19 protein-coding genes and 1 pseudogene are annotated in these 18,825 nt (G+C 58.5%); 13 read left to right on the top strand and 7 right to left on the bottom strand.

The annotated features are described in order from the left end of the window. Positions 1-41: 41 nt before the first annotated feature. Positions 42-919 (top strand): annotated as a pseudogene (locus tag QA644_RS14750) (IS110 family transposase); the annotation flags it as partial. Positions 920-1,044: 125 nt separating this feature from the next. On the opposite strand, the gene QA644_RS14745 reads toward QA644_RS14750, so the two are convergent. Continuing rightward, positions 1,045-1,710 (bottom strand): TetR/AcrR family transcriptional regulator, encoded by a 666-nt coding sequence (locus QA644_RS14745; RefSeq protein WP_283072393.1) that lies wholly within the window; start codon positions 1,708-1,710, stop codon positions 1,045-1,047. Positions 1,711-2,158: 448 nt separating this feature from the next. Between QA644_RS14745 and QA644_RS14740 the strand changes: the two genes are divergently transcribed. The 3 genes from QA644_RS14740 to QA644_RS14730 all read left to right on the top strand — a co-directional run bounded on the left by QA644_RS14740 (position 2,159) and on the right by QA644_RS14730 (position 5,748). Continuing rightward, complete coding sequence (locus QA644_RS14740; RefSeq protein WP_283069221.1) at positions 2,159-3,352, top strand: HlyD family secretion protein; 1,194 nt, start codon at positions 2,159-2,161, stop codon at positions 3,350-3,352. Positions 3,353-3,427: 75 nt separating this feature from the next. Then, the gene (locus QA644_RS14735; protein ID WP_283072392.1) at positions 3,428-4,990 is read left to right on the top strand and encodes a DHA2 family efflux MFS transporter permease subunit; all 1,563 of its coding nucleotides are present in this window, start codon (positions 3,428-3,430) and stop codon (positions 4,988-4,990) included. Positions 4,991-5,355: 365 nt separating this feature from the next. Beyond that, a complete protein-coding gene (locus tag QA644_RS14730; RefSeq protein ID WP_283069219.1) occupies positions 5,356-5,748 on the top strand; it encodes a hypothetical protein in 393 nt (130 codons plus the stop codon). Positions 5,749-5,988: 240 nt separating this feature from the next. Here QA644_RS14730 and QA644_RS14725 read toward each other — a convergent pair whose 3' ends face one another. Next, positions 5,989-7,440, bottom strand: a complete 1,452-nt coding sequence (locus tag QA644_RS14725; RefSeq protein WP_283069217.1) for a CHAD domain-containing protein — start codon at positions 7,438-7,440, stop codon at positions 5,989-5,991. A 299-nt stretch (positions 7,441-7,739) separates the two neighbouring features. Here QA644_RS14725 and QA644_RS14720 point away from each other — a divergent pair, with 299 nt between their 5' ends. Continuing rightward, positions 7,740-8,066: an NUDIX hydrolase gene (locus QA644_RS14720; RefSeq protein WP_283069215.1), complete on the top strand. Its 327-nt coding sequence runs from the start codon at positions 7,740-7,742 to the stop codon at positions 8,064-8,066. A 308-nt stretch (positions 8,067-8,374) separates the two neighbouring features. Here the strand turns inward: QA644_RS14720 and QA644_RS14715 are convergent, their stop codons facing one another. From QA644_RS14715 to QA644_RS14700, 4 genes are all read right to left on the bottom strand, one after another. Beyond that, positions 8,375-8,584, bottom strand: a complete 210-nt coding sequence (locus QA644_RS14715; protein WP_194727968.1) for a hypothetical protein — start codon at positions 8,582-8,584, stop codon at positions 8,375-8,377. 478 nt (positions 8,585-9,062) lie between these two features. Continuing rightward, positions 9,063-9,734 carry an RES family NAD+ phosphorylase gene (locus tag QA644_RS14710; RefSeq protein ID WP_283069214.1) on the bottom strand — a complete coding sequence of 224 codons (672 nt, stop codon included), beginning with the start codon at positions 9,732-9,734 and terminating at the stop codon, positions 9,063-9,065. Then, entirely contained in the window at positions 9,731-10,255 is a 525-nt protein-coding gene (locus tag QA644_RS14705; protein ID WP_283069213.1) for an antitoxin Xre/MbcA/ParS toxin-binding domain-containing protein, read from the bottom strand. Before QA644_RS14705 ends, QA644_RS14710 begins: the two co-directional genes overlap by 4 nt. A 183-nt stretch (positions 10,256-10,438) precedes the next feature. Then, positions 10,439-11,431, bottom strand: a complete 993-nt coding sequence (locus tag QA644_RS14700; RefSeq protein WP_283069212.1) for an ornithine cyclodeaminase family protein — start codon at positions 11,429-11,431, stop codon at positions 10,439-10,441. 138 nt (positions 11,432-11,569) lie between these two features. Between QA644_RS14700 and QA644_RS14695 the strand changes: the two genes are divergently transcribed. Further along, positions 11,570-12,031 (top strand): Lrp/AsnC ligand binding domain-containing protein, encoded by a 462-nt coding sequence (locus QA644_RS14695; protein ID WP_283069211.1) that lies wholly within the window; start codon positions 11,570-11,572, stop codon positions 12,029-12,031. A gap of 303 nt (positions 12,032-12,334) precedes the next feature. Here the strand turns inward: QA644_RS14695 and QA644_RS14690 are convergent, their stop codons facing one another. Next, the gene (locus tag QA644_RS14690) at positions 12,335-12,688 is read right to left on the bottom strand and encodes a MarR family transcriptional regulator (RefSeq protein ID WP_022718530.1); all 354 of its coding nucleotides are present in this window, start codon (positions 12,686-12,688) and stop codon (positions 12,335-12,337) included. A 92-nt stretch (positions 12,689-12,780) separates the two neighbouring features. Here QA644_RS14690 and QA644_RS14685 point away from each other — a divergent pair, with 92 nt between their 5' ends. The 7 genes from QA644_RS14685 to QA644_RS14655 all read left to right on the top strand — a co-directional run bounded on the left by QA644_RS14685 (position 12,781) and on the right by QA644_RS14655 (position 18,795). Further along, positions 12,781-13,302: a hypothetical protein gene (locus tag QA644_RS14685; protein WP_283069210.1), complete on the top strand. Its 522-nt coding sequence runs from the start codon at positions 12,781-12,783 to the stop codon at positions 13,300-13,302. Positions 13,303-13,305: 3 nt separating this feature from the next. Further along, complete coding sequence (locus tag QA644_RS14680; RefSeq protein WP_283069209.1) at positions 13,306-13,968, top strand: transglycosylase SLT domain-containing protein; 663 nt, start codon at positions 13,306-13,308, stop codon at positions 13,966-13,968. After that, a complete protein-coding gene (locus QA644_RS14675; protein ID WP_239597443.1) occupies positions 13,965-14,264 on the top strand; it encodes a TrbC/VirB2 family protein in 300 nt (99 codons plus the stop codon). The genes QA644_RS14680 and QA644_RS14675 overlap by 4 nt, the downstream gene beginning before the upstream one ends. Positions 14,265-14,269: 5 nt before the next feature. Further along, positions 14,270-14,608: a type IV secretion system protein VirB3 gene (locus QA644_RS14670; protein WP_283069208.1), complete on the top strand. Its 339-nt coding sequence runs from the start codon at positions 14,270-14,272 to the stop codon at positions 14,606-14,608. Beyond that, a complete protein-coding gene (locus tag QA644_RS14665) occupies positions 14,601-16,967 on the top strand; it encodes a VirB4 family type IV secretion system protein (RefSeq protein WP_283069207.1) in 2,367 nt (788 codons plus the stop codon). The genes QA644_RS14670 and QA644_RS14665 overlap by 8 nt, the downstream gene beginning before the upstream one ends. Beyond that, the gene (gene virB5, locus QA644_RS14660; protein ID WP_283072391.1) at positions 16,967-17,665 is read left to right on the top strand and encodes a P-type DNA transfer protein VirB5; all 699 of its coding nucleotides are present in this window, start codon (positions 16,967-16,969) and stop codon (positions 17,663-17,665) included. The genes QA644_RS14665 and virB5 overlap by 1 nt, the downstream gene beginning before the upstream one ends. A gap of 197 nt (positions 17,666-17,862) precedes the next feature. Then, positions 17,863-18,795 (top strand): type IV secretion system protein, encoded by a 933-nt coding sequence (locus QA644_RS14655; protein ID WP_283069206.1) that lies wholly within the window; start codon positions 17,863-17,865, stop codon positions 18,793-18,795. The last annotated feature ends 30 nt before the right edge of the window (positions 18,796-18,825 follow it).

The following is an 18,825-nucleotide window of genomic DNA, read 5'->3' as shown; positions in this document are numbered from 1 at the left end:
CCAGAGTGAGTCGTTGTGAACTCAAGCAAAGGGAGCCGTCCGTGGACCAGATTATTCGTATTGGCATATGGATAAGCCAAAACATGTCTTTCAATTGCATGGCGTCAACGCTGCTGAGCAACCGATCCTGCGCAAGAAGATGCGCCGTAAGGAAATGGTGGGCTTTTTCACGGAATGCCCACCGTCTGTGATTGCGATCGAAGCCTGCGGTGCTTCGCATCACTTGGCCCGGTTGCTGACCGCACTCGGGCATGAGGTCGAACTGATCCCCCCGCAGCTCGTGAAGCCTTATGTCAAACGTGGCAAAAATGATGCAGCCGACGCGGAGGCACTATGCGAGGCGATGAGCCGCCCAACAACGCGGTTCGTTCCGATGAAATCGGCGGATCAGCAAGCCGTGCTGATGCTAGTTGGCATGCGCGAGCGCGCTGTTGCCGCGCAAACGCAGCTTTCCAATACGATTCGCGGCCATGCGGCTGAGTTTGGGCTGACCGCCGGTAAAGGCACGTCCCATATCCCGCTACTGCTTGAACGGATCATGATTGACGAAACCATTCCAGCCCTGGCACGCGATCTATTCGCATCTCTCGCTGACGAATTTGTGCAGTTAGATGGGCGCCGGAAGGAAGTGGAGGCAAAACTGATGGCCTGGTGTCGAAATAACGAATGCTGCCGTCGTCTTGCAAAAATCCCGGGTGTCGGGCCGATCGGCGCAGTACTACTGGTGATGAAAGCGCCGGCGCCGGAGTTGTTTGCGTCGGGAAGGCCATTTGCCGCCTGGATGGGGCTGACGCCCCGGGACCATTCGACTGCGGGTAAGGTCAGGCTTGGTGTCATTACGAGGGCCGGAGATGAGGCATTGCGCAAAACACTGGTTGTGGGCGCGACCGCGGTGTTGCAGCACCTGCGAGCGGGCCGACACAAATGTCAGAAAGGGCGAGATTGAGCACACCAATGACTTGGTGACGGCTCTGCTCATGATGTCCCGCGATTGCGTTAAGCGGGACGCCTTTTCGAGGCCCGACCGCGCCGAGACCGCCAGTGTCATGAACCTTCTTTTACCGGTCGGATACAGCCGTCGACGAAGAGATGGGCGCATGCGCGGGCTCTGGCTATAATCTCGTCGTCGGAGATGTCGGAGACCTGTCCCAGCATGACAGCGCGCTGGGGTTCCATGGCCATCATTCCTCGCAGCATCCCGGTGGCCAGCGGGACGTCGTCGAGACGGACAGCCTTCAGCTCCACCTGTCTTGTCAGCCAGTCTTCCATCGCCTTGCTGGTGCGCTTGATTGCCTGTTCGTAGAACACGGACGCGATCTCCGGAAAACGATCGGACTCACTGAGGACAAGCCTCGTGATGATGATCGTTTCGGACGACAGGGTGAGCCTTCCGTAGGCAGCCAGAAGACGTTCCAATCCTTCCTGAAGAGAGAGTCCAGACAGGCTCTGGGAGTCGAGTCCGAGAAAATACCTGCTGATCTTCGTCGAGATGACGTCGGAGAACAGGTCCGCCTTGGCGGGGAACAGCCTATAGAGCGTCTTCGTCGAGACGCCCGCGGTCTGAGCGATCGCGTGAATGCTGGCGGACGCATATCCGGCTTTCTTGAACTGGTCGTTCGCCGCGTCGATGATGACACTTCGCGTCTCCTCGTCGGACCGGACCTGCGGTCTGCCGCGCGAACGTTTCTCTACCTGGGCATTTTGGTGCATCTTCAATTCCAATGTTCCTGTTGGCGCACCATAGTCATAATTTAGGAAAATATCAAGTTTCCTAAACTAATCGAACGTTTCGGTCCACGTCGGTATCGTTTCCAAGCGGCTGGAAAAGCTCGTCAGCACCGAGCGGATCGTAAAACGAGGGCCGACCGACAACACGGAGACGAGGCGAGGAGCCAGAAAGAGACCCTTTCGGGCCATGCGACCGAGCGAAGGCGCCCACCAGCGCTTTCGAGCCGAAGGCTATGCCGAGCCGTGCTCGCGATCGCACCGGCCATCCGGAATTGCGGACAAGATCACTTTTATTTTGGAACATGATAATTTTCCAAATTCTTCTTGACATCGCAAACATAGCGCATATTTTGGAAAATAGAAATTTTCCTTAATGCGACCAAGCGGCTGCGGCCCAAGCGACGGCAACCGAAAATCAGGAGTGATCTCAATGGACGAGAACGTTATCGCACTGACTGGCAAGCCCGACCGCAAGGCTGCCATATCCGAAATACCGGCACAGCCTGCAACCGCGGAAGCCGCACAGCCGGCTATCGCGACACCGGTTGCCGCGCCGACTGCTTTGATCGACGCCAAGAAAAAGGGCGGCGGCCTCAAGAAGCTCGCAATGAGCGTCTCGCTCTTCGCAGTCATCGCAGGCGCTGCCTACTACGGCCACAACTACTGGACGGTCGGACGCTTCGAAGTCGCGACCGACGACGCTTATATCAAGGCCGACAACAGCGCGATCGCGCCCAAGATTTCGGGTTACCTTGCCAAGGTTTTCGTCAGCGACAACCAGACGGTCGAAGCCGGGCAGGTCCTTGCGACGATCGACGATCGCGACTACGCGACGGCGCTCGAGCAGGCGAGGGCGGACGTCGATGCGGCGCGCGCCACGGTCGACGCCAAGAAGGCTGCGCTCGAAACACAGCAGTCCGTGATTGCGGCTGCACAGGCGTCCGTCGAAGTCGACCGCGCCAACGAGACCTTCGCCGAGCAGAACGACAAGCGCTATTCGCGGCTTGCCACCAACGGCTATGCTCCGGTCCAGACGGCGCAGCAGGCGTCGGCCCAGATCGCTGCCAACCGAGCCACCACGGCTCGCGACGTTGCGGCGCTCGATGGAGCGATGAAGCAAGTTGACATCCTCAAGGCCGAACTGGCCCAGGCGGCCGCTGCGCTGGCACGCGATCAGGCGATCCAGCGTCAGGCCGAACTCAATCTTTCATACTCGAATATCGTTGCTCCGATCGATGGCGTCGTCGGCAACCGCACTCTTCGCGTCGGCCAGTACGTCCAGGCAGGCACGCAGCTCATGACGGTTGTCCCGACAAAGGCCGCTTATGTCATCGCGAACTACAAGGAAACGCAGTTGACGGACGTGCACCCCGGACAGCCGGTCGACATCGACGTCGACATGTTCCCCGGTCATATCTATCACGGTCGCGTCGAAAGCCTGGCCCCTGCCAGCGGGCAGGAATTCGCTCTCCTTCCTCCGGACAACGCGACGGGTAACTTCACGAAGGTCGTCCAGCGCATTCCGGTGCGCATCGTGCTCGACGTGGAAAGTGCAGCCTCGGGTGATCTCCGCCCCGGCATGTCCGTCACCCCAACCATCGATACCAAGACCGGCAACGAATAGCCGCCCGGCGAACCGACAAGGATCCAGGAGGATCAAGTCATGACTAACGTCACAACGTTGCCGACATCAGGCGCAATGCCGGTATCGGCCGGCTCGCAGAAGGCCGGCGCCAAGGAATGGATCGCCGTTCTCGCAGGAATGATCGGTGCCTTCATGGCAATTCTCAACATCCAGATCACAAACGCCTCGCTGCTCGACATCGAAGGCGGCATCGGGACGGGAGTCGACAACGGAGCTTGGATCTCGACCTCGTATCTGATCGGCGAGATCATCGTCATTCCACTGACGGCATACTTCAGCAGCGTGTTCTCATTCCGGAGATACATTCTGGTGAACACGATCCTCTTCCCGCTTTTCTCGATGGCGTGCGCCTTCACCCACGACCTTAATTCCATGATCGCGATGCGTGGCCTCCAAGGATTCGCCGGTGGCATCCTCATTCCCATGGCATTCACCATGGTCCTGACGAAACTGCCGAAGCCGCAGCAGCCGATCGGCCTTGCGATCTTCGCACTGTCGGTCACCTTTGCACCTGCGATCGGCCCGACGATCGGTGGCTACCTGACCGAGAACTACGGGTGGCAGACGATCTTCTTCATCAACACGATCCCCAGCGCGATTATGGCGGTCGCGCTCGCCGCGACCCTCGACAAGCAGCCCATGCGTCTCGACCTTCTACGCGAAGGCGACTGGGCGGGCATCTTCACCATGGCAATCGGTCTGGCCGCACTGCAGACGGTACTCGAAGAGGGCAACAAGGACGACTGGTTCTCGTCGCCGTTCATTCTGAAGCTCAGCGTCGTGGCGTTCGTATTCCTCGCAGCGTTCATCTGGATCGAACTGACTGTCGAAAAGCCACTCGTGAAGCTGCGGCTGCTCAAGCAGCGGAACTTCGGCATCGGCGTTGCAGTCAACGTGCTCGTCGGCGTCGCTCTATTCGGCACAGTCTACATCCTTCCCCAATATCTTGGGCAGGTGCAGCGCTACAACGCGCAGGAAATCGGCAACGTCCTGGCATGGACAGGCCTGCCGCAACTGCTGCTCATTCCGCTGGTCCCGATCATGATGAAGCGTTTCGACGCCCGCTATATCGGCTTCCTTGGCATCAGCATATTTGCGATTAGCTGCTTCATGAACGTCATGCTGTCGCCGGACAATGGGGGCGATCAGTTCTGGATCCCGAACATCGTGCGAGCCATCGGCCAGGCACTCGTGCTGACGCCGATCACCGCGATCACGACGGGCAGCATCGCCCAGGCGGACGCTGCTGCAGCCTCAGGTCTGACGAACATGCTGAGAAACCTCGGCGGCGCCGTCGGGACGGCCACTCTGGGAACCGTGCTCACAAAACGCGAACAGTTCCATTCGAACATCATTGGCCAGTCCATCACGGCCAGCCGAGACGAGGTCAGGCAGCGCCTCGACCAGCTTACCGGCTACTTCCAGTCACACGGCGTCTCGGACCACGCCAAGGCCACGGGCCAGGCGGTGGTCACTTTGGGCAGGATCGTCAAGCGCCAGGCCCTCATCATGGGCTTCAGCGACACATTCGCGGTCATCGGCGTCGTCCTGGCGATCGCAGCGGTCGCGCTTCTGCTTACCAAGCGTACGAGTGGCGGCGGCGCCGGAGCGCACTGAGGCCGCCACCCAGCTATCCCTCTGTATATTGTGATGGCGCGGGCGATGGTCGCTCTTCGGATTGGACCTGCCGTCTCCTGGACTGGCCTGGCCGGACGGAGGGAACCAAGAAATCTATCGGCTGGCGCTCTTTTCAGACGGGATGTGCGACGGCGGGCCCATGATCTTGGACGCAAACCGAACGTAACGCTGACTCTCGTATCTTTCTTCATATCCGCTTCCGATCGGCTGCAACCCAGAATAATTTACAGCTGCTCAAGGCGCCTACAACTCCATGCCGTCATTGGGACCGAGTGAGGCTTGTCGCGCGACGCCCTGTCGTGGGCGCGAATTGTACTTCTATTGCGCGCGGTGATTTATTGTGTATGACGGTTTTGCGACAGAAATTGTTGCGACGACCTTGGAGGGAAGGAACCGTGAGCGAAAAACGGAAACGAGTTTACGAAGCGCTTTTGGATGGCGCCACAGAAGGTCTTTCCGGCAAGGCGCTCTACGATTTTGTGCTGCAGCGCTGTCCCAAAGCCACCAGCAAGAAGATTGTGCGTGCCTCGCTTCTTGCTCTTTCAGATCCTCATGTGAAGGATAGGAATGTTCTGCATACCATCTACGCGCTTGCGATAGCGCACAGAATGGATGAGGTCGGGTCGGCGAGTGACCCCGATGATGAGGAAGATCCTACGGAAAAGAGCCCGGTTCTGCGCAAGCTGAAGAAGAAGGCCGCATCCGCTTCGGTGCCTCGTGAAGCAACTCCGAATTGAACTTGGCACCTTGATCGTCCAGCACCAAGGATAAGGTGTTCGCCCATAGCCGCTATATTCGGGAGGACGGACCATTCTCCTCGCCAATTTCAAGCTATAAGCAACATATCACTGTTTCATTTCGGGAAGCGACACGGAAGTGTCACGGTAACCGAATACAGTGCTTACATCCGGTTGGGCGTTTTTCCCCCTTGACCAGACCGCTCTCTTGCCCGCCGCCGGCGGGCTTTTTTTCACCATTCAACGCCAGAACCTTTTTGCATCCACGACGTCGTCGAGCGCAGTCTGTGCTGCATCGATCAAGTCTTGCTTGTCGGCATGCGAGATGACCGAGCTCGCAGCCGGATGATCTTCCAGACCATGCTTCTTCAAGACGCTTGGCCCTGTTGCGAGGTCGTTCAGAGCGCCAAGGTGATCCTGCAGGTCGCCCATCGCCGAAATGAACCGCTTGTGGCGGCGCACGCCGCGTTTGTCGGGAAAGAGCGAGCCGAAGAACTCGGCTGCATACCTCAGTTTCTTAGCGTCCTTACGAGCCTCGTGACGTTGTTCGTCGTCAACCTGTGCAAGGGCACGGCCATGCTTCTTGAGCTTCTTGCGCATCCGGTCGAGCGCCTGACAGGCGAAATCGACGGCCGTCCCATTGCGATCATCGGCGGTCTCCGGCCGGTCGAGGTACTCACCGCAGTGAAGCCATTCGTTGAAGTCGAGCATCAGGGAACGGGCGCGCGAGGACTGAAGGGCGTCGACGACGTCGTCATAGGCGGCGTTGCGTGCGCTCTTCAGCCGGTCATGCATGTCGTCATCCTTGGCCTTGACGAGGAGAACGTCCAGGTTTCGGGCGTCGCCTAGTGTTCCTGCCAGCCACCGGAGCTCGTCCTTCAGGCGCTCTGCTTCTGCATCAGCAAGCAGCGGCTTGTAGAGTGAAAAGGCAGAGCGGAGGCGTCTCAGCGCCACGCGTGACTGATGGAGAGCCTCTGCATACCTTCGGCAAAGGAGGACATCCTCATTCAGCCTGAATTGCCGGAAGCAGGATTGCGCGATGGTTTGAAAGGATCTGACCGCGTTCATGTTCCGGTCCAGATCGACGGGTTCCGCCTTGAACATGAACTGCTGTGGCCCGATGAGCTGATAACCACGGCCCGCCTTGGACTGAACGCCGAAACGAAAGGGCGCAACAGCTTCGATACGCCTTGCGAGAACGAACAGATTTTGGCGGTCACCGTCCTTCAGCTCAAGCTCGACCTCGCAGATTGGTGTTCTCCGCTCTCCCGAGATCACGGTTCCCTGGTCCACGACCACCTCGATCTGTGATCCGTTCTCGCTCGGGTTCCAGACCCGTCTGTCAACCTGGACATCGAACTGGGGAGCGACGTCAAGGTCAGGTCCGAACTCGGTTTGCAGCGGACTGGAATGATCTAACTGGGGCGTGTTCGCGGTTAAAGGAGTCTCCCACTCCGACCGTGCGAAGAGAGAGGCGCTTGATCCTGTCGCCTTTACCGTCTGCATCAAGGCCTCGCCGGTGCGGCGGATACGCAGGGTGAAGCCTGCCTTGAAGAGCTGATGGTCGGCCGTGTCGAAGTATGTCGAGTGCTGGCTGAGGACGTCTTCTGGCTCTCCGAGAAATTCGGAAGCGAGCAGCTCTTTGACCGCTTCAGGTGATAGCTCGAGTTTCAATTCGATTTCGGCAGCCAAGGATGATCTCCAAGGTTCGTTCGAAGCCAGCAGATAGTTCAGCCGTGTCACGGTATCATGAAGGCGACATCTGAGCATGTCATTATAGTGGAAAAGGTCGATCTTGCCGAGGCTGGATTGGAGTTAACCCGTTCACCAGGGTGCCGTCCGCTTGACGAGCATGCGCCCATTGAAGGACGACGATGTTACAGGATCGATCGCTATCGCAGCCGGAAACATCTGCAGACGTAGACGATGTGCACCAGGCCGGCGCCGTCTGTTTGCGCCGCGACAGGAAAGGTCAGATAAGGGTTCTTCTGGTGGGCAGCCGCCGCAGCGGACGTTGGGGCCTTCCGAAAGGGCATATCGAGCCCGGTGAAAATTCAAGAGCCGCGGCACAACGCGAGGCGTTCGAAGAGGCTGGCGTGACCGGCGTCGTCTCTGACGAGGTCTTCGGAACCTTTACCTATTTCAAGGACGGCAGCCGTAACCGCTATCGGGTGAAAGTCCATTTGCTTGAGGCGCTGTCTGTCGCCAAATCCTTTCCTGAAAAAACCGTTCGTAAGACGCGCTGGTTTTCAATGAAGGGCGCCATTCGCGAAGCGGCTCAACCCGGATTGCAAAAGCTGCTCCAAAAACTTCTATGACGCGCAACAATCGTGCTTCGCGTTGCTGAAATTAGAAATCAGCCAGAAGTATAATTCATGTTCAATCATGCTTTGATTTCAATGAAGGACGCCACGCTTTCTGCTCAGGCTTCCTGGACGCGCGACCAGTGGCACCGAGCGCGATCTCGATCGCGGACCAGAGAACACGACTTACGCCTGTTGGTCCCGAGCGAGGCGAAAGCTTTCGCACAGATGACACCACTGCCGACAAAACATCGCCGGGAACCCAGCAGCCTCGAATTGTTATTGCAGCGAGGGAGAGCTAATGCGGATTTTGGTCCCGCCTTTCAAAGATCGCAAGTCGGTGGTTTGCGAGACGCGCTACACTTCGCGGACATCAAAAGGTCAAGGTCGGTGGCGGATGGTCCGAACTTCTCGTAGAGGCGCTTTGCCTCTTGCTCATCGAGCCGGTATTTCCTGGCGAATTCGTTCACATTGTACGGCCGGCCGCGCAGAACCTTTCGCAGCCGCTTCTCCGCATTCAAGACATTGGTCATGATGTCCTCCTCCGACATCCCCGAGTGTACGCATATCGGCGGTGAAAGAGTTGGCTGGCGCCAATGCCCAGCCTGAACGCCACTCACGCGATGACGTCACCAACGCATCCGCTGACTGATTGTTTCATCTCATGCGTTTAAGGCGGCCTTGGATCTGCCATTCGAGACGGGTCTGTCGACCTGAGGAGACCAAACAGGATCAGGCGCGAGGCGATTGCGATGCGTCGAAAACCAAGCGGCTTGATGCCCGTTCACGCCGCCGTTCGATCTGCATCTGACTTCCCACATCGACCGAGCCGCTGAGGTCGCTGCATTTCAAACCTTCTCCGCGACTTCATTCAGGGTGTTCTTCTGCAAACTGACGCCCTTGTGCATTGCAACAAGCCGCACATGAATGTCGTGTCTGAAGCGGATTGGGCAGGTTGCTGCGCTGCAGGCAATATGCGCATCTCAACCCAAAGTTCAGGTGTTTCCGTCGTTAGGCTGCGAGCCTTTGGACATCAATGCGTCGATCGTCGGCGGAAACGGTGATCTCGAAGTGGTCGGCCTGCACAACGTTGCGAATGTTCCGCGGCCGGTGTGCGACAATGTTCACGCCGGCTCTGCGCCGCAGGCTGTCATAAAGGATGCCGGCCGCGCCGTTCGAACGCACTTGCTCACCAAGCGCTTGCGACGCGGCGTAGCTGGCACCGTCATAGATCTCGGGCCGCAGCATTTGCTCTCCACGAATGTCGAGGTAATCTCCAAGCAGGATGGCCATGTAGCTTCGATAGGTGCGCGTCATCGTCGCCACACTGCGCGCAACAGCTTCGCGCCGAAGATGATGGCCAACCTCGGCTGCGGCTGTGCGGAGATCGTCGGCGGCATACCATGCGCCGAGATCGGGGCCGTTAAACCGCATTCCTCCCGGCGCAACATGGAGAAATGCCGCCATCACAATACTGGAATTGGGAGTGCCGTAGACCCATTCCCCCTGGGGAAGTCGTTGGATGCGGTCGGCAACAAGACGGTCATTGGTCCAGCCGGCAAGCTCCATCACGGCTTCGAGATCGGCCGCCGTCGCAACGGTATCAAACAGCCCGATTGGCGGAAATTGTGATGGGATCAGCCGGTACGAAGGACGCGGCGCCTGAGCAAAACGATCAGTCACCGGAAGACGATGTCCCCGTCTTCGTAAGGTGTGAACGTTTCGTCCAGGATGTTCGGATGCATGTAGATGCCACCCCTTGCCGCATCGAGAAATCGACGAACCGTCATCAGGCCGTCCTGCGTTCCGCTCGTCAGGACGTCGAGTGGGGGGTGGCCGCCGAAAACAAGCGCTTCATGCGGCGTCCGCAGCCACGCAACGCCGACGCGTTCATCGGGAAAGAGGATCCCAAGCGCCTGATGAATGCCGAGCACGGCCGAGATTCGAATGAGGGTGTCGACGTCCAGCGTGAAGGCACCATGTTCGCGCGCTTGCTTGGCCCAGTTGTGATAAGTGGATCGGGACGGGTAACCTAGCACAAGCAAGCGCTGCTCTTCGTTCAGGCCCCAAAGATCGGCGATCGCCAGAAAGGTTCGCAGAGCCGGGGCGCTCAACCTTTTGCGGGTTGCCGGAGCAAACCGGTCGGTTTCCAGGCGCTGCGGCTCATGCCTGTCCTCTTGCTCTGTGTGTCGCGCGTGCGGCATAATAGCCTCCAGTCTTGAACTAGACATAGCCCAAATCTGGACATTCGACAAGGTCAATTTGGAGCAGTCCCATGAATTGCCTGCCCGACGATATGGCGTTGAGCAGGCATTCATCACCCCTTCGGCCCTTCCGATGGCTCCCGCCCAAGGCTGCAGCCGGGTGGACCAGGTTCACAATACAACCTAGAGAGAAATGGGTTGGCCAGCACCCAGGCGTTTGGCCTCACGGTAAGCGAGGTCGGCTGCCACCATGTCCTCCATAGCGACGCCCATGGCCTTGTAGATTGTGATCTGCTGATCTGACGTCCGACCTGGTCGCTGTCCCAGCAACATCGCACCAAGATCGGTGCCTGCCTCCGGATCAATATTTGCAAGTTCGCAGCAACCCACGGGTGTTGGCAAGAAGGAATCCCGCGTCTCAACGAAGAGGTCGCCGCGAGCGATCAAATCGATCGGAAGTTCACCGCCTGGGGGCGCGACACCAACCGAGGACACGTGCGTTCCTGGTTGAACCCATTCTGCGGATATCACGGGGACGTAGGAGTGCGTCGCGAGGCACACGACATCTGAAGAGCGTACTGCGGCCTCGAGGTCCTCGACGGCGGTGATGCCGGAATGACGTGAAGCCAGCGCCTGCGCATCAGCAAAATCCTTCGAAAAAACTCGGATTTCTTGGAAATCGCGAACGAGCGGCAACAGGTGAAGGTGCTGGCTGGCTTGAACGCCAGCGCCCACCACGGTCGCGACCTTGGCATTACGCCTGGCGAGCTCTCGCACTGAGAGGACGGCCGAGCCAGACGTGCGTACGGCAGTGATGTAGGTGCCATCCATAATGCAAACAGGCATCCCTGTTTCTGGATCGAAGAGATGTATTGTTGCGAGGTGACTTGGGATGCCCCGGGCGATATTGCCTTCGAACACGTTGACCAGTTTTACGGTCAAATACATTCCCTTCATCCAGGCCGGCATCGCCAACGAATAGCCTGCATTTGGAATGTCGAGTTGTGGCCGCGCTGGATTGACAACACGACCGTCGGAAAGCGCTTTGAACCCGTCCGCTAGCGCGTCGAGCAGCTTACGCAGGTCGATAGATTTTTTGATTTCTGCTTCGCTTAGCGAGAGAACCTTGATCTCGCCCTTGGTGAGATTGCTTGAGGCAATTTGTGTGCTGTCCATAATATTGCTTACCTTTCGTTCCGGAGGCGGTCAGTGCCTTTCAAACGATATTGCGGTAAACTACGCGATGAAATATATTGATATCGATTCTTTTGCGCGATTATCGCGCATTTCAACGCTAAAAAGTGTGAGTCCGAAATGAATGATCTGGACAGGGTCGACCGGAAGCTGCTCGGGCTACTGCAAGAAGATGGTCGCCGGACGGTACTTGACCTCGCCCAACGTGTAGGACTGTCACCGACCGGTGCATCGCAACGCATCAAGCGGCTGTTCAGCGAAGGCTTTATACGCGCCGTACGGGCTGTGCTGGAGCCTTCAAAGATCGGACGCGGCACGCTCGTCTTTATTCAGGTAAGGCTGGATCACACCGCCCCGCACGTCTTCGATCGCTTTGCAGAGGCAGTTGCAAAGGCACCCGAAATCATTGAATGCCATATGGTGATTGGTGGTTTCGACTACTTGGTCAAAGCACGAATAGCTGACATGGAGGCGTTCCAGGAATTCCTGCAGCGGGTCATTCTGCCGCTTCCTGGTGTCAGGGAAACGCACACTTACGCATCAATCGGTGATGTGAAGCCTGACGCATTGTTGCCGCTTTGACACCTCCGATTTTCTCTGGACCGGTTGAGACTGGAAAATGACAGTCAAGGCGGAGTTTCCGGCATGAAAGGTCGAAGTTCATTGGCAGGCCGCGGAAGGAGCGCTGGTCCCGAGGTCTGTCGGAGGGCGCGCGTCGCCGCCATCGTCTTATCGATCAGACAAGTGTCCACAACACCTAAGACGCCACGCCAGTGAGAAGCCCGACAATGCTGCGCCGACTATCTGGCTCAGGTGACAAAGGCGAAGCAGTTGCTCTTAATTAAGGCGCTATAAGTCGCCGACGATGTCACCCTGGGCAGGGTTTTAACTCCCCTGGAAGCTGCGAATTTTCTCCAGGATCTCCGGGGCGATCTCAAACCGTCGCGCCTTGCCGCGCCCCATCGAGTTCTTCACGAAGCTCTCCGTCAGGAGTCCGCGCCCGACCAACGGGTCTACCGTTTCGGTTACTCCGGTGCGCGTCAAACCCGTGGTTTCGACGATATTTGAAAGCGTTAGCGGCTGATGTCCCTGGTGCATGATGTAGAGGACACTCATCATGCCGATCTGCTTCAACCGCGACTGAGGCGTTTCATCCTCCAGCGGATTGTCAAAAATCTCGTGGAAGATGAAGGCTGAAAAGGCAAGGTTGTGCCATTGAACGTTGAGTGCTCTTGTCATCTGTTTAACTGCATAATATAAGGCTGTATAATTTCCAGACGACACAGACGCCGGCGGGCATCGTTGGCGTGTTGATTGCGGAGGGACGGCTCATGAAAAACCTTCTGATCAGGACGTTCGTGGCTCTTCTCAATGCCTCGCCATCATATCTCATTTCAGGGAGTTATGCGCGGGCAGATGATTGGGGATGCGAGGTTATCCTATGCCTTTCCAATCCCGGCGGCGCAACGCAATTTACCGAATGCCGCCCGCCGATTGAGAAGCTGTGGCGAGAACTTGCAAAGGGGAACGCATTCCCGAGCTGCAACGGCCATGGTTTTACGGCGTCTGCACCCGGGTACGCCCCTTACTATTGCGACAAAGGCTACCGCTTAACGACGCGATACAGTGATCGCGGACGGCAGGTAAGCTGCATCTCGACCACACCGCAGACTGTCTCAAACAATGAATGCTACTCAGACAGCGAGCGCGGAGTTCATTCATCCGCCTGGCACTGGAATGACGGGCAGCGACAGTGCCGGCGCTACGTGACAATGCAGCCGCATATGCGCGCGAAGCCGCACTACGTCGACGTCACCATTGACGGGATCGGAAACCAAAGGGTGTGGTACTAAGCAATGCCAGTCGCCTTCGTCGATCTTGCGCAGGCATGCGCTCCCAACATTGCGATCGAGACGATTGCTGCAGTAGTTAGCCTGGAGAGCCGTTTCTATCCCTATGCCATCCGCATCAACAGTGGCCCGCCGCTTTCGGATCGGCCGGCATCGAAGGCGGAGGCAATTGAGCTCGCCACTTCCCTCGTTGCGGCTCACCAGGACATCCAGATCGGTCTTGGCGGTCTCGGCTTGGAGGAACTGCACAAGCTGAAGCTTTCCATATCGGATGCGTTCGATCCCTGCATGAACCTCAAGGCCACCGCCACTCTTCTCAATGGGTATTATCGCCTTGCCTTGCGCGCAGGCGCCGATGCGGCGCAAGCGGAAAACATCATGCTTCAGTCTCATTACGGTCGAGACGATCCGTCGCTGGGCAAACTGGTCCGATATAACGAGCAGGTCCGCCAGGAAATGGTCCGGCTGTCCCCCAAACTGGCATCGCTTTCCATTGCCGAGCCGCGCATTGAAGCTCGCTTCGAGAAGCCCGCAGACATTCAGGATGTGTCAGCGGTCGCAAAACGCCTTCCCCAAGTCGATGAGACCGCCCCATGGGACGTCTTCAATTCCCGGCGGCGGTCCTCGGTTCTCGTGTTTCAGAATGATCGATCGGAGCAAAGTGAATGACTTCAAAATCCAGTCTTCGCCCTATCGCTGCCTCTGCCTTGATGGCCGCAGCCATCGTTGCGTGCATGGTCGAACCGGCCTTCGCCCAGGCCGCAGGCATCGAAACCGTCCTGCAGAATATCGTCGATATGCTGACCGGCAACATCGCCCGCCTGCTTGCGGTCATCGCCGTCATCATCATCTGCATTGCCTGGATGTTCGGCTACATGGATCTGCGCCGTGCCGGCTACTGGATCATCGGCATCGGGGGGATCTTCGGTGCCACCGAACTGGTGAACACCATTGTCGGGAGCTGAGCGACATGGCGACAGCTCGCGACATCGAAGAAGACACCCTGTTCCTGGCCTGCACCCGGCCGGCGATGATTGCCGGTGTGACGATGGAGGCGATGGGCTTGAACATCATGCTGACGACGATCCTCTACATCACGGCGGGATCGATTGCCTATGCGCTTGTCGGCGTCGTCTTCCATTTTCTGTTCCAAACGCTCGTCAAGCACGACCATAACATGTTCCGGATCCTGGTTTCTTGGATGGAGACCCGCGGTCGATCGCGCAACACCTCCTATTGGGGCGGGGCCACGCTCTCGCCGCTCAAGCTCACCAGACACTATGACGAAAGGGACCTAAGCCTTGCCTAGGAACGCAACGCTTCGATCCCGCGAACTCGGGCCGGAGACCTTTATTCCTTATGTGCGCCATATCGACGAGACGACGATCGGGCTCGGTACCAGAGCGCTGATGGTGATGATCGCGCTCGAAGGCGTCTCCTTTGAAACAGCGGACGTCATCGACCTCAACAGCCTGCACCGCAACCTCAACACGCTCTACCGGAATATCGCCGATGAGCGCCTCGCACTTTGGACGCATGTCATTCGCCGTCGCGACAACGGCTATCCGGAAGGACAATTCGCCAATCCTTTCTGCGATGCACTGAATTCAAGATATCGCGCGCGCATGATCGGTGAGGATCTGTTTCGCAACGATCTCTATCTTTCACTGGTCTGGCATCCCGCACGCGATCCCGCCGAAAGGGCCGTGAACCTTCTTTCCCGGCTGCGCAGGGCACGCCGGAGCGATGTCGAGCTCGACGAAACTGCGCTAAAGCACCTGCGCAGCAAGCTATCCGACATCACCGCAGGCCTGAAACGCTTCGAGCCTCGCGTGCTGTCCCTCTACGAGCAGGACGGCATCCTGTTTTCCGAACCGAGCGAAGTCCTTCACCAAATCATGGGTGGCCGGCGCGAGCCCATTGCGTTGACTGAAGGAAGGATTTCATCGGCGATCTATTCGGATCGGGTGATTTTCGGCCGCGAGACCATCGAGATCCGTCACGAGGCCGAAAGCCGCTATGCCGGGATGTTTGGGTTCAAGGAATATCCGGCAGCGACCCGCAGCGGCATGCTCGACGGCATCCTGACGGCCCCGTTCGAGCTCATCCTCGCACAATCCTTCGCCTTCACCTCGAAAGCGGATGCGCGCAGCATCATGGGGCGCAAGCAGAACCAGATGGTCAGTGCCGGCGACAAGGCGGCGTCCCAGGTCGAAGAACTCGACGCTGCGATGGACGATCTCGAATCCAACCGCTTCGTACTCGGCGAGCATCACCTCACTCTTTCAGTCTTCGCTTCCTCAGTCAAAGCGCTCACTGACGATCTGGCGGAGGCCCGCTCGCACCTTACCAATGGCGGCGCGGTCGTCGCGCGCGAGGATCTCGGGCTTGAAGCGGCCTGGTGGGCACAACTGCCCGGCAACTTTCGCTACCGCGCGCGGTCTGGCGCCATCACATCCCGGAATTTTGCAGCACTTTCGCCTTTCCATTCCTATCCAACCGGGCAGAAAGACGGAAATGAATGGGGACCAGCCGTTGCCCTGCTGAAGACCGCGTCCGGCTCGCCCTTCTACTTCAACTTCCACCACCGCGACCTTGGCAACACCTTCATCTGCGGTCCCTCGGGCGCCGGCAAGACCGTACTTTTGAACTTCATGCTCTCCCAACTCGAAAAGCACGATCCGCATATGGTCTTTTTCGACAAGGATCGTGGGTCGGACCTTTTCGTCCGGGCGGCGGGTGGCGCTTACCTGCCGGTGAGGAATGGCGTTGCCACCGGCTGCGCGCCGCTGAAGGCACTTGAGCTGACTGCACAAAACAAGGCGTTTCTCACACGGTGGATCGGCAAGCTCGTCGGATCGGCGAAACGCGAGCTGACGGTCACGGAGCTGCGCGACATCGCCTTGGCCGTCGACGGCCTGGCGGACCTGCCGGTCGAACGCCGGTCCATCGGCGCCTTGCGCACTTTCCTCAACAACACCGACCCGGAGGGTATCGCCTCGCGGTTACGGCGGTGGGAAAGGGGAGGGCCGCTTGGCTGGGTATTCGACAACGAGGCCGACGAGATCGGGATCGGCGCCAAATTCATCGGATACGACATGACAGATTTCCTCGACAACGAGGAAATCCGCACACCGTTGATGGCCTATCTCTTCTTCCGCATCGAGCAGCTGATCGACGGGCGCCGCATCATCATCGTGATCGATGAATTCTGGAAGGCCTTGCAGGACGAAGGTTTTCGCGACCTCGCCGAGAACAAGCTCAAGACGATCCGCAAACAGAACGGGCTCATGCTGTTTGCGACCCAAAGCCCGCGCGATGCCATTGTCTCGCCGATCGCCCACACGATCATCGAGCAGTGCCCGACGCAGATCTTCCTTCCCAATCCGCGTGGCGATCGTGCCGACTACGTCGATGGTTTCAAACTCACCGAACGGGAGTTCGAGCTTGTCGCTCGCGAACTGTCGGCCGAAAGCCGCCGCTTCATCGTCAAACAGGGACACAACAGCGTCGTCGCAGAACTGGACCTCAAAGGCTTCGATGACGAGCTCGACATATTGTCCGGCCGCACCGCCAACGTGGAACTCGCCGAGGCGATCAGGGCGGAGGTCGGTGACCGGCGAGACGACTGGCTGGCGGTATTCCGGCAAAGAAGGAGAGCGGGATGATGCAAAGAAAAAGCGCAGGGTTTGCTCTTATGGCGGCAGCTGCCTTGCTGTCGGCCGCAATGGCATCCGCACAGGGCATTCCGGTCATCGACCGGACGGCGATCGTAAAGCAGATCGAGAGCATCACACAGCTGAAGTCTCAGCTCGACACGCTGAACCAGCAGCTCCAGCAAGCCGAGCAGCTTTATGGGTCGTTGAACAAGATCACCAACATGGCAGATGTCGCAAGCCTGCTGAACGACCCTTCGATCCGCAAGGCACTGCCACGCGACTTCAGTGCCGTCGAAGGCCTGTTCAAGGGGTCGGGTACCGGCGTCTTCGGCAACTCCGCTTCGAAATTCCTTGGGAGCAACTCGACCTATCGCACCGACGCCAATGATTTCTACGCCCAGGAATTGTCGCGCGTCCAGAACCAGAATGCAGGGCAGATGAGCCTTGGCCAACAGATCTATGATGCAGCCACCACGCGCATCGAGGGCATCGATCAGCTGCGCCAGCAGATCTCCAGCGCCGCCGATGCCAAGGACGTCGCCGATCTTCAGGCACGGCTGCAGGCCGAAACGGCGTTTCTTCAAACCGACCTGCTGCGCATGCAGGGTTTGCAGATGGTCCAGCAGGCGCAGGTGCAGGTCGATGACCAGCGAAAGGCGGAGGATTGGCGCAAGCGCATGGACGCAATGGGAGCGGCGCTCAAATGAAACATGCCCTTCCTGCAGTGATCGCGTCCGCCCAGCCGGTTTGCGCCGGCCAGACGTATGCGGGTGATGGGGCCTTGCTAGCCAACGTCATGGCCGGGTGCTGGAACTATCCGATCAGACATGCTGACACGCCCAACACTACAGAGGCGGCAGGACTGCAGCTTCTTCGGATTCGCAAGTCACCCGGAGGCTAAGAGATGTATCAGGTCTTCAGTTTCGTGGACGGGCAGTTCAAGTCGCCCCTGGAGACGTTCATCTCGTCGGGCACCGCAAACATCGCCGCCTGGGTGAGTGGCCCGCTCACCGCGGCGCTGACGCTCTACGTCGTGCTTTACGGCTATCTTGTGCTGCGCGGTTCCGTCCAGGAGCCCATCCTCGAGTTTGCGTTTCGGGCAATGAAGCTTGCAATCATCGTCATGCTGGTAAGGAACGCCAGCGAGTACCAGACCTACGTCACCGGTCTGTTCTTCGAGACGCTGCCCAAAGAGATTTCCGAGGCGCTGAACTCGGGCACCGCGCCGAGCGCCTCTACGTTCGACAGCCTGCTCGACAAGGGTCAGAAGGGCGCCCAGGAAATCTGGGCCCGCGCGTCCTGGCCGGTCGACATCGTCACCGGCATCGGCGGGATGATGGTCATTGGCGCGAGCTTTATTGTCGCGGCGATCGGTTACATCGTTTCCCTCTATGCGCGGCTGGCCCTTGCCATCGTGCTTGCGATTGGCCCGATCTTCATTGCGCTTGCAATGTTCCAGCCCACTCGCCGCTTCACCGAGTCCTGGATTGCGCAGCTTGCCAATTTCGTCATCCTCCAGGTCCTGGTCGTTGCCATCGGTTCGTTGTTGATCACCTGCGTCGACACGACCTTCACGGCGATCGAAAGCTATTCCGACGTGCTGATGCGCCCGATCGCGCTCTGCGCCATCTGCCTTGCAGCGCTTTACGTCTTCTATCAGCTGCCCGGTATTGCGTCGGCTCTCGCCGCGGGCGGGGCATCCTTGACCTACGGCTACGGCGCTGCTCGCGACGCTCACGAAAGCACGATTGCCTGGGCAGCCTCGCATTCGGCAAGAGCGATCGGGCGAGGAGCCCGCCCGGTTTCGCGCCGTCTCAGACCGGGAGGGGAAAAATGACGTCCGCTCTCCTCAAGAAACGGACAGGTT

The organism is Rhizobium sp. CC1099 (genome assembly GCF_029714385.1).
Taxonomy (GTDB): Bacteria; Pseudomonadota; Alphaproteobacteria; order Rhizobiales; family Rhizobiaceae; genus Rhizobium.
Note: the sequence above shows the minus strand (reverse complement) of the source record. Positions and strands in the feature narration are given on the sequence as shown.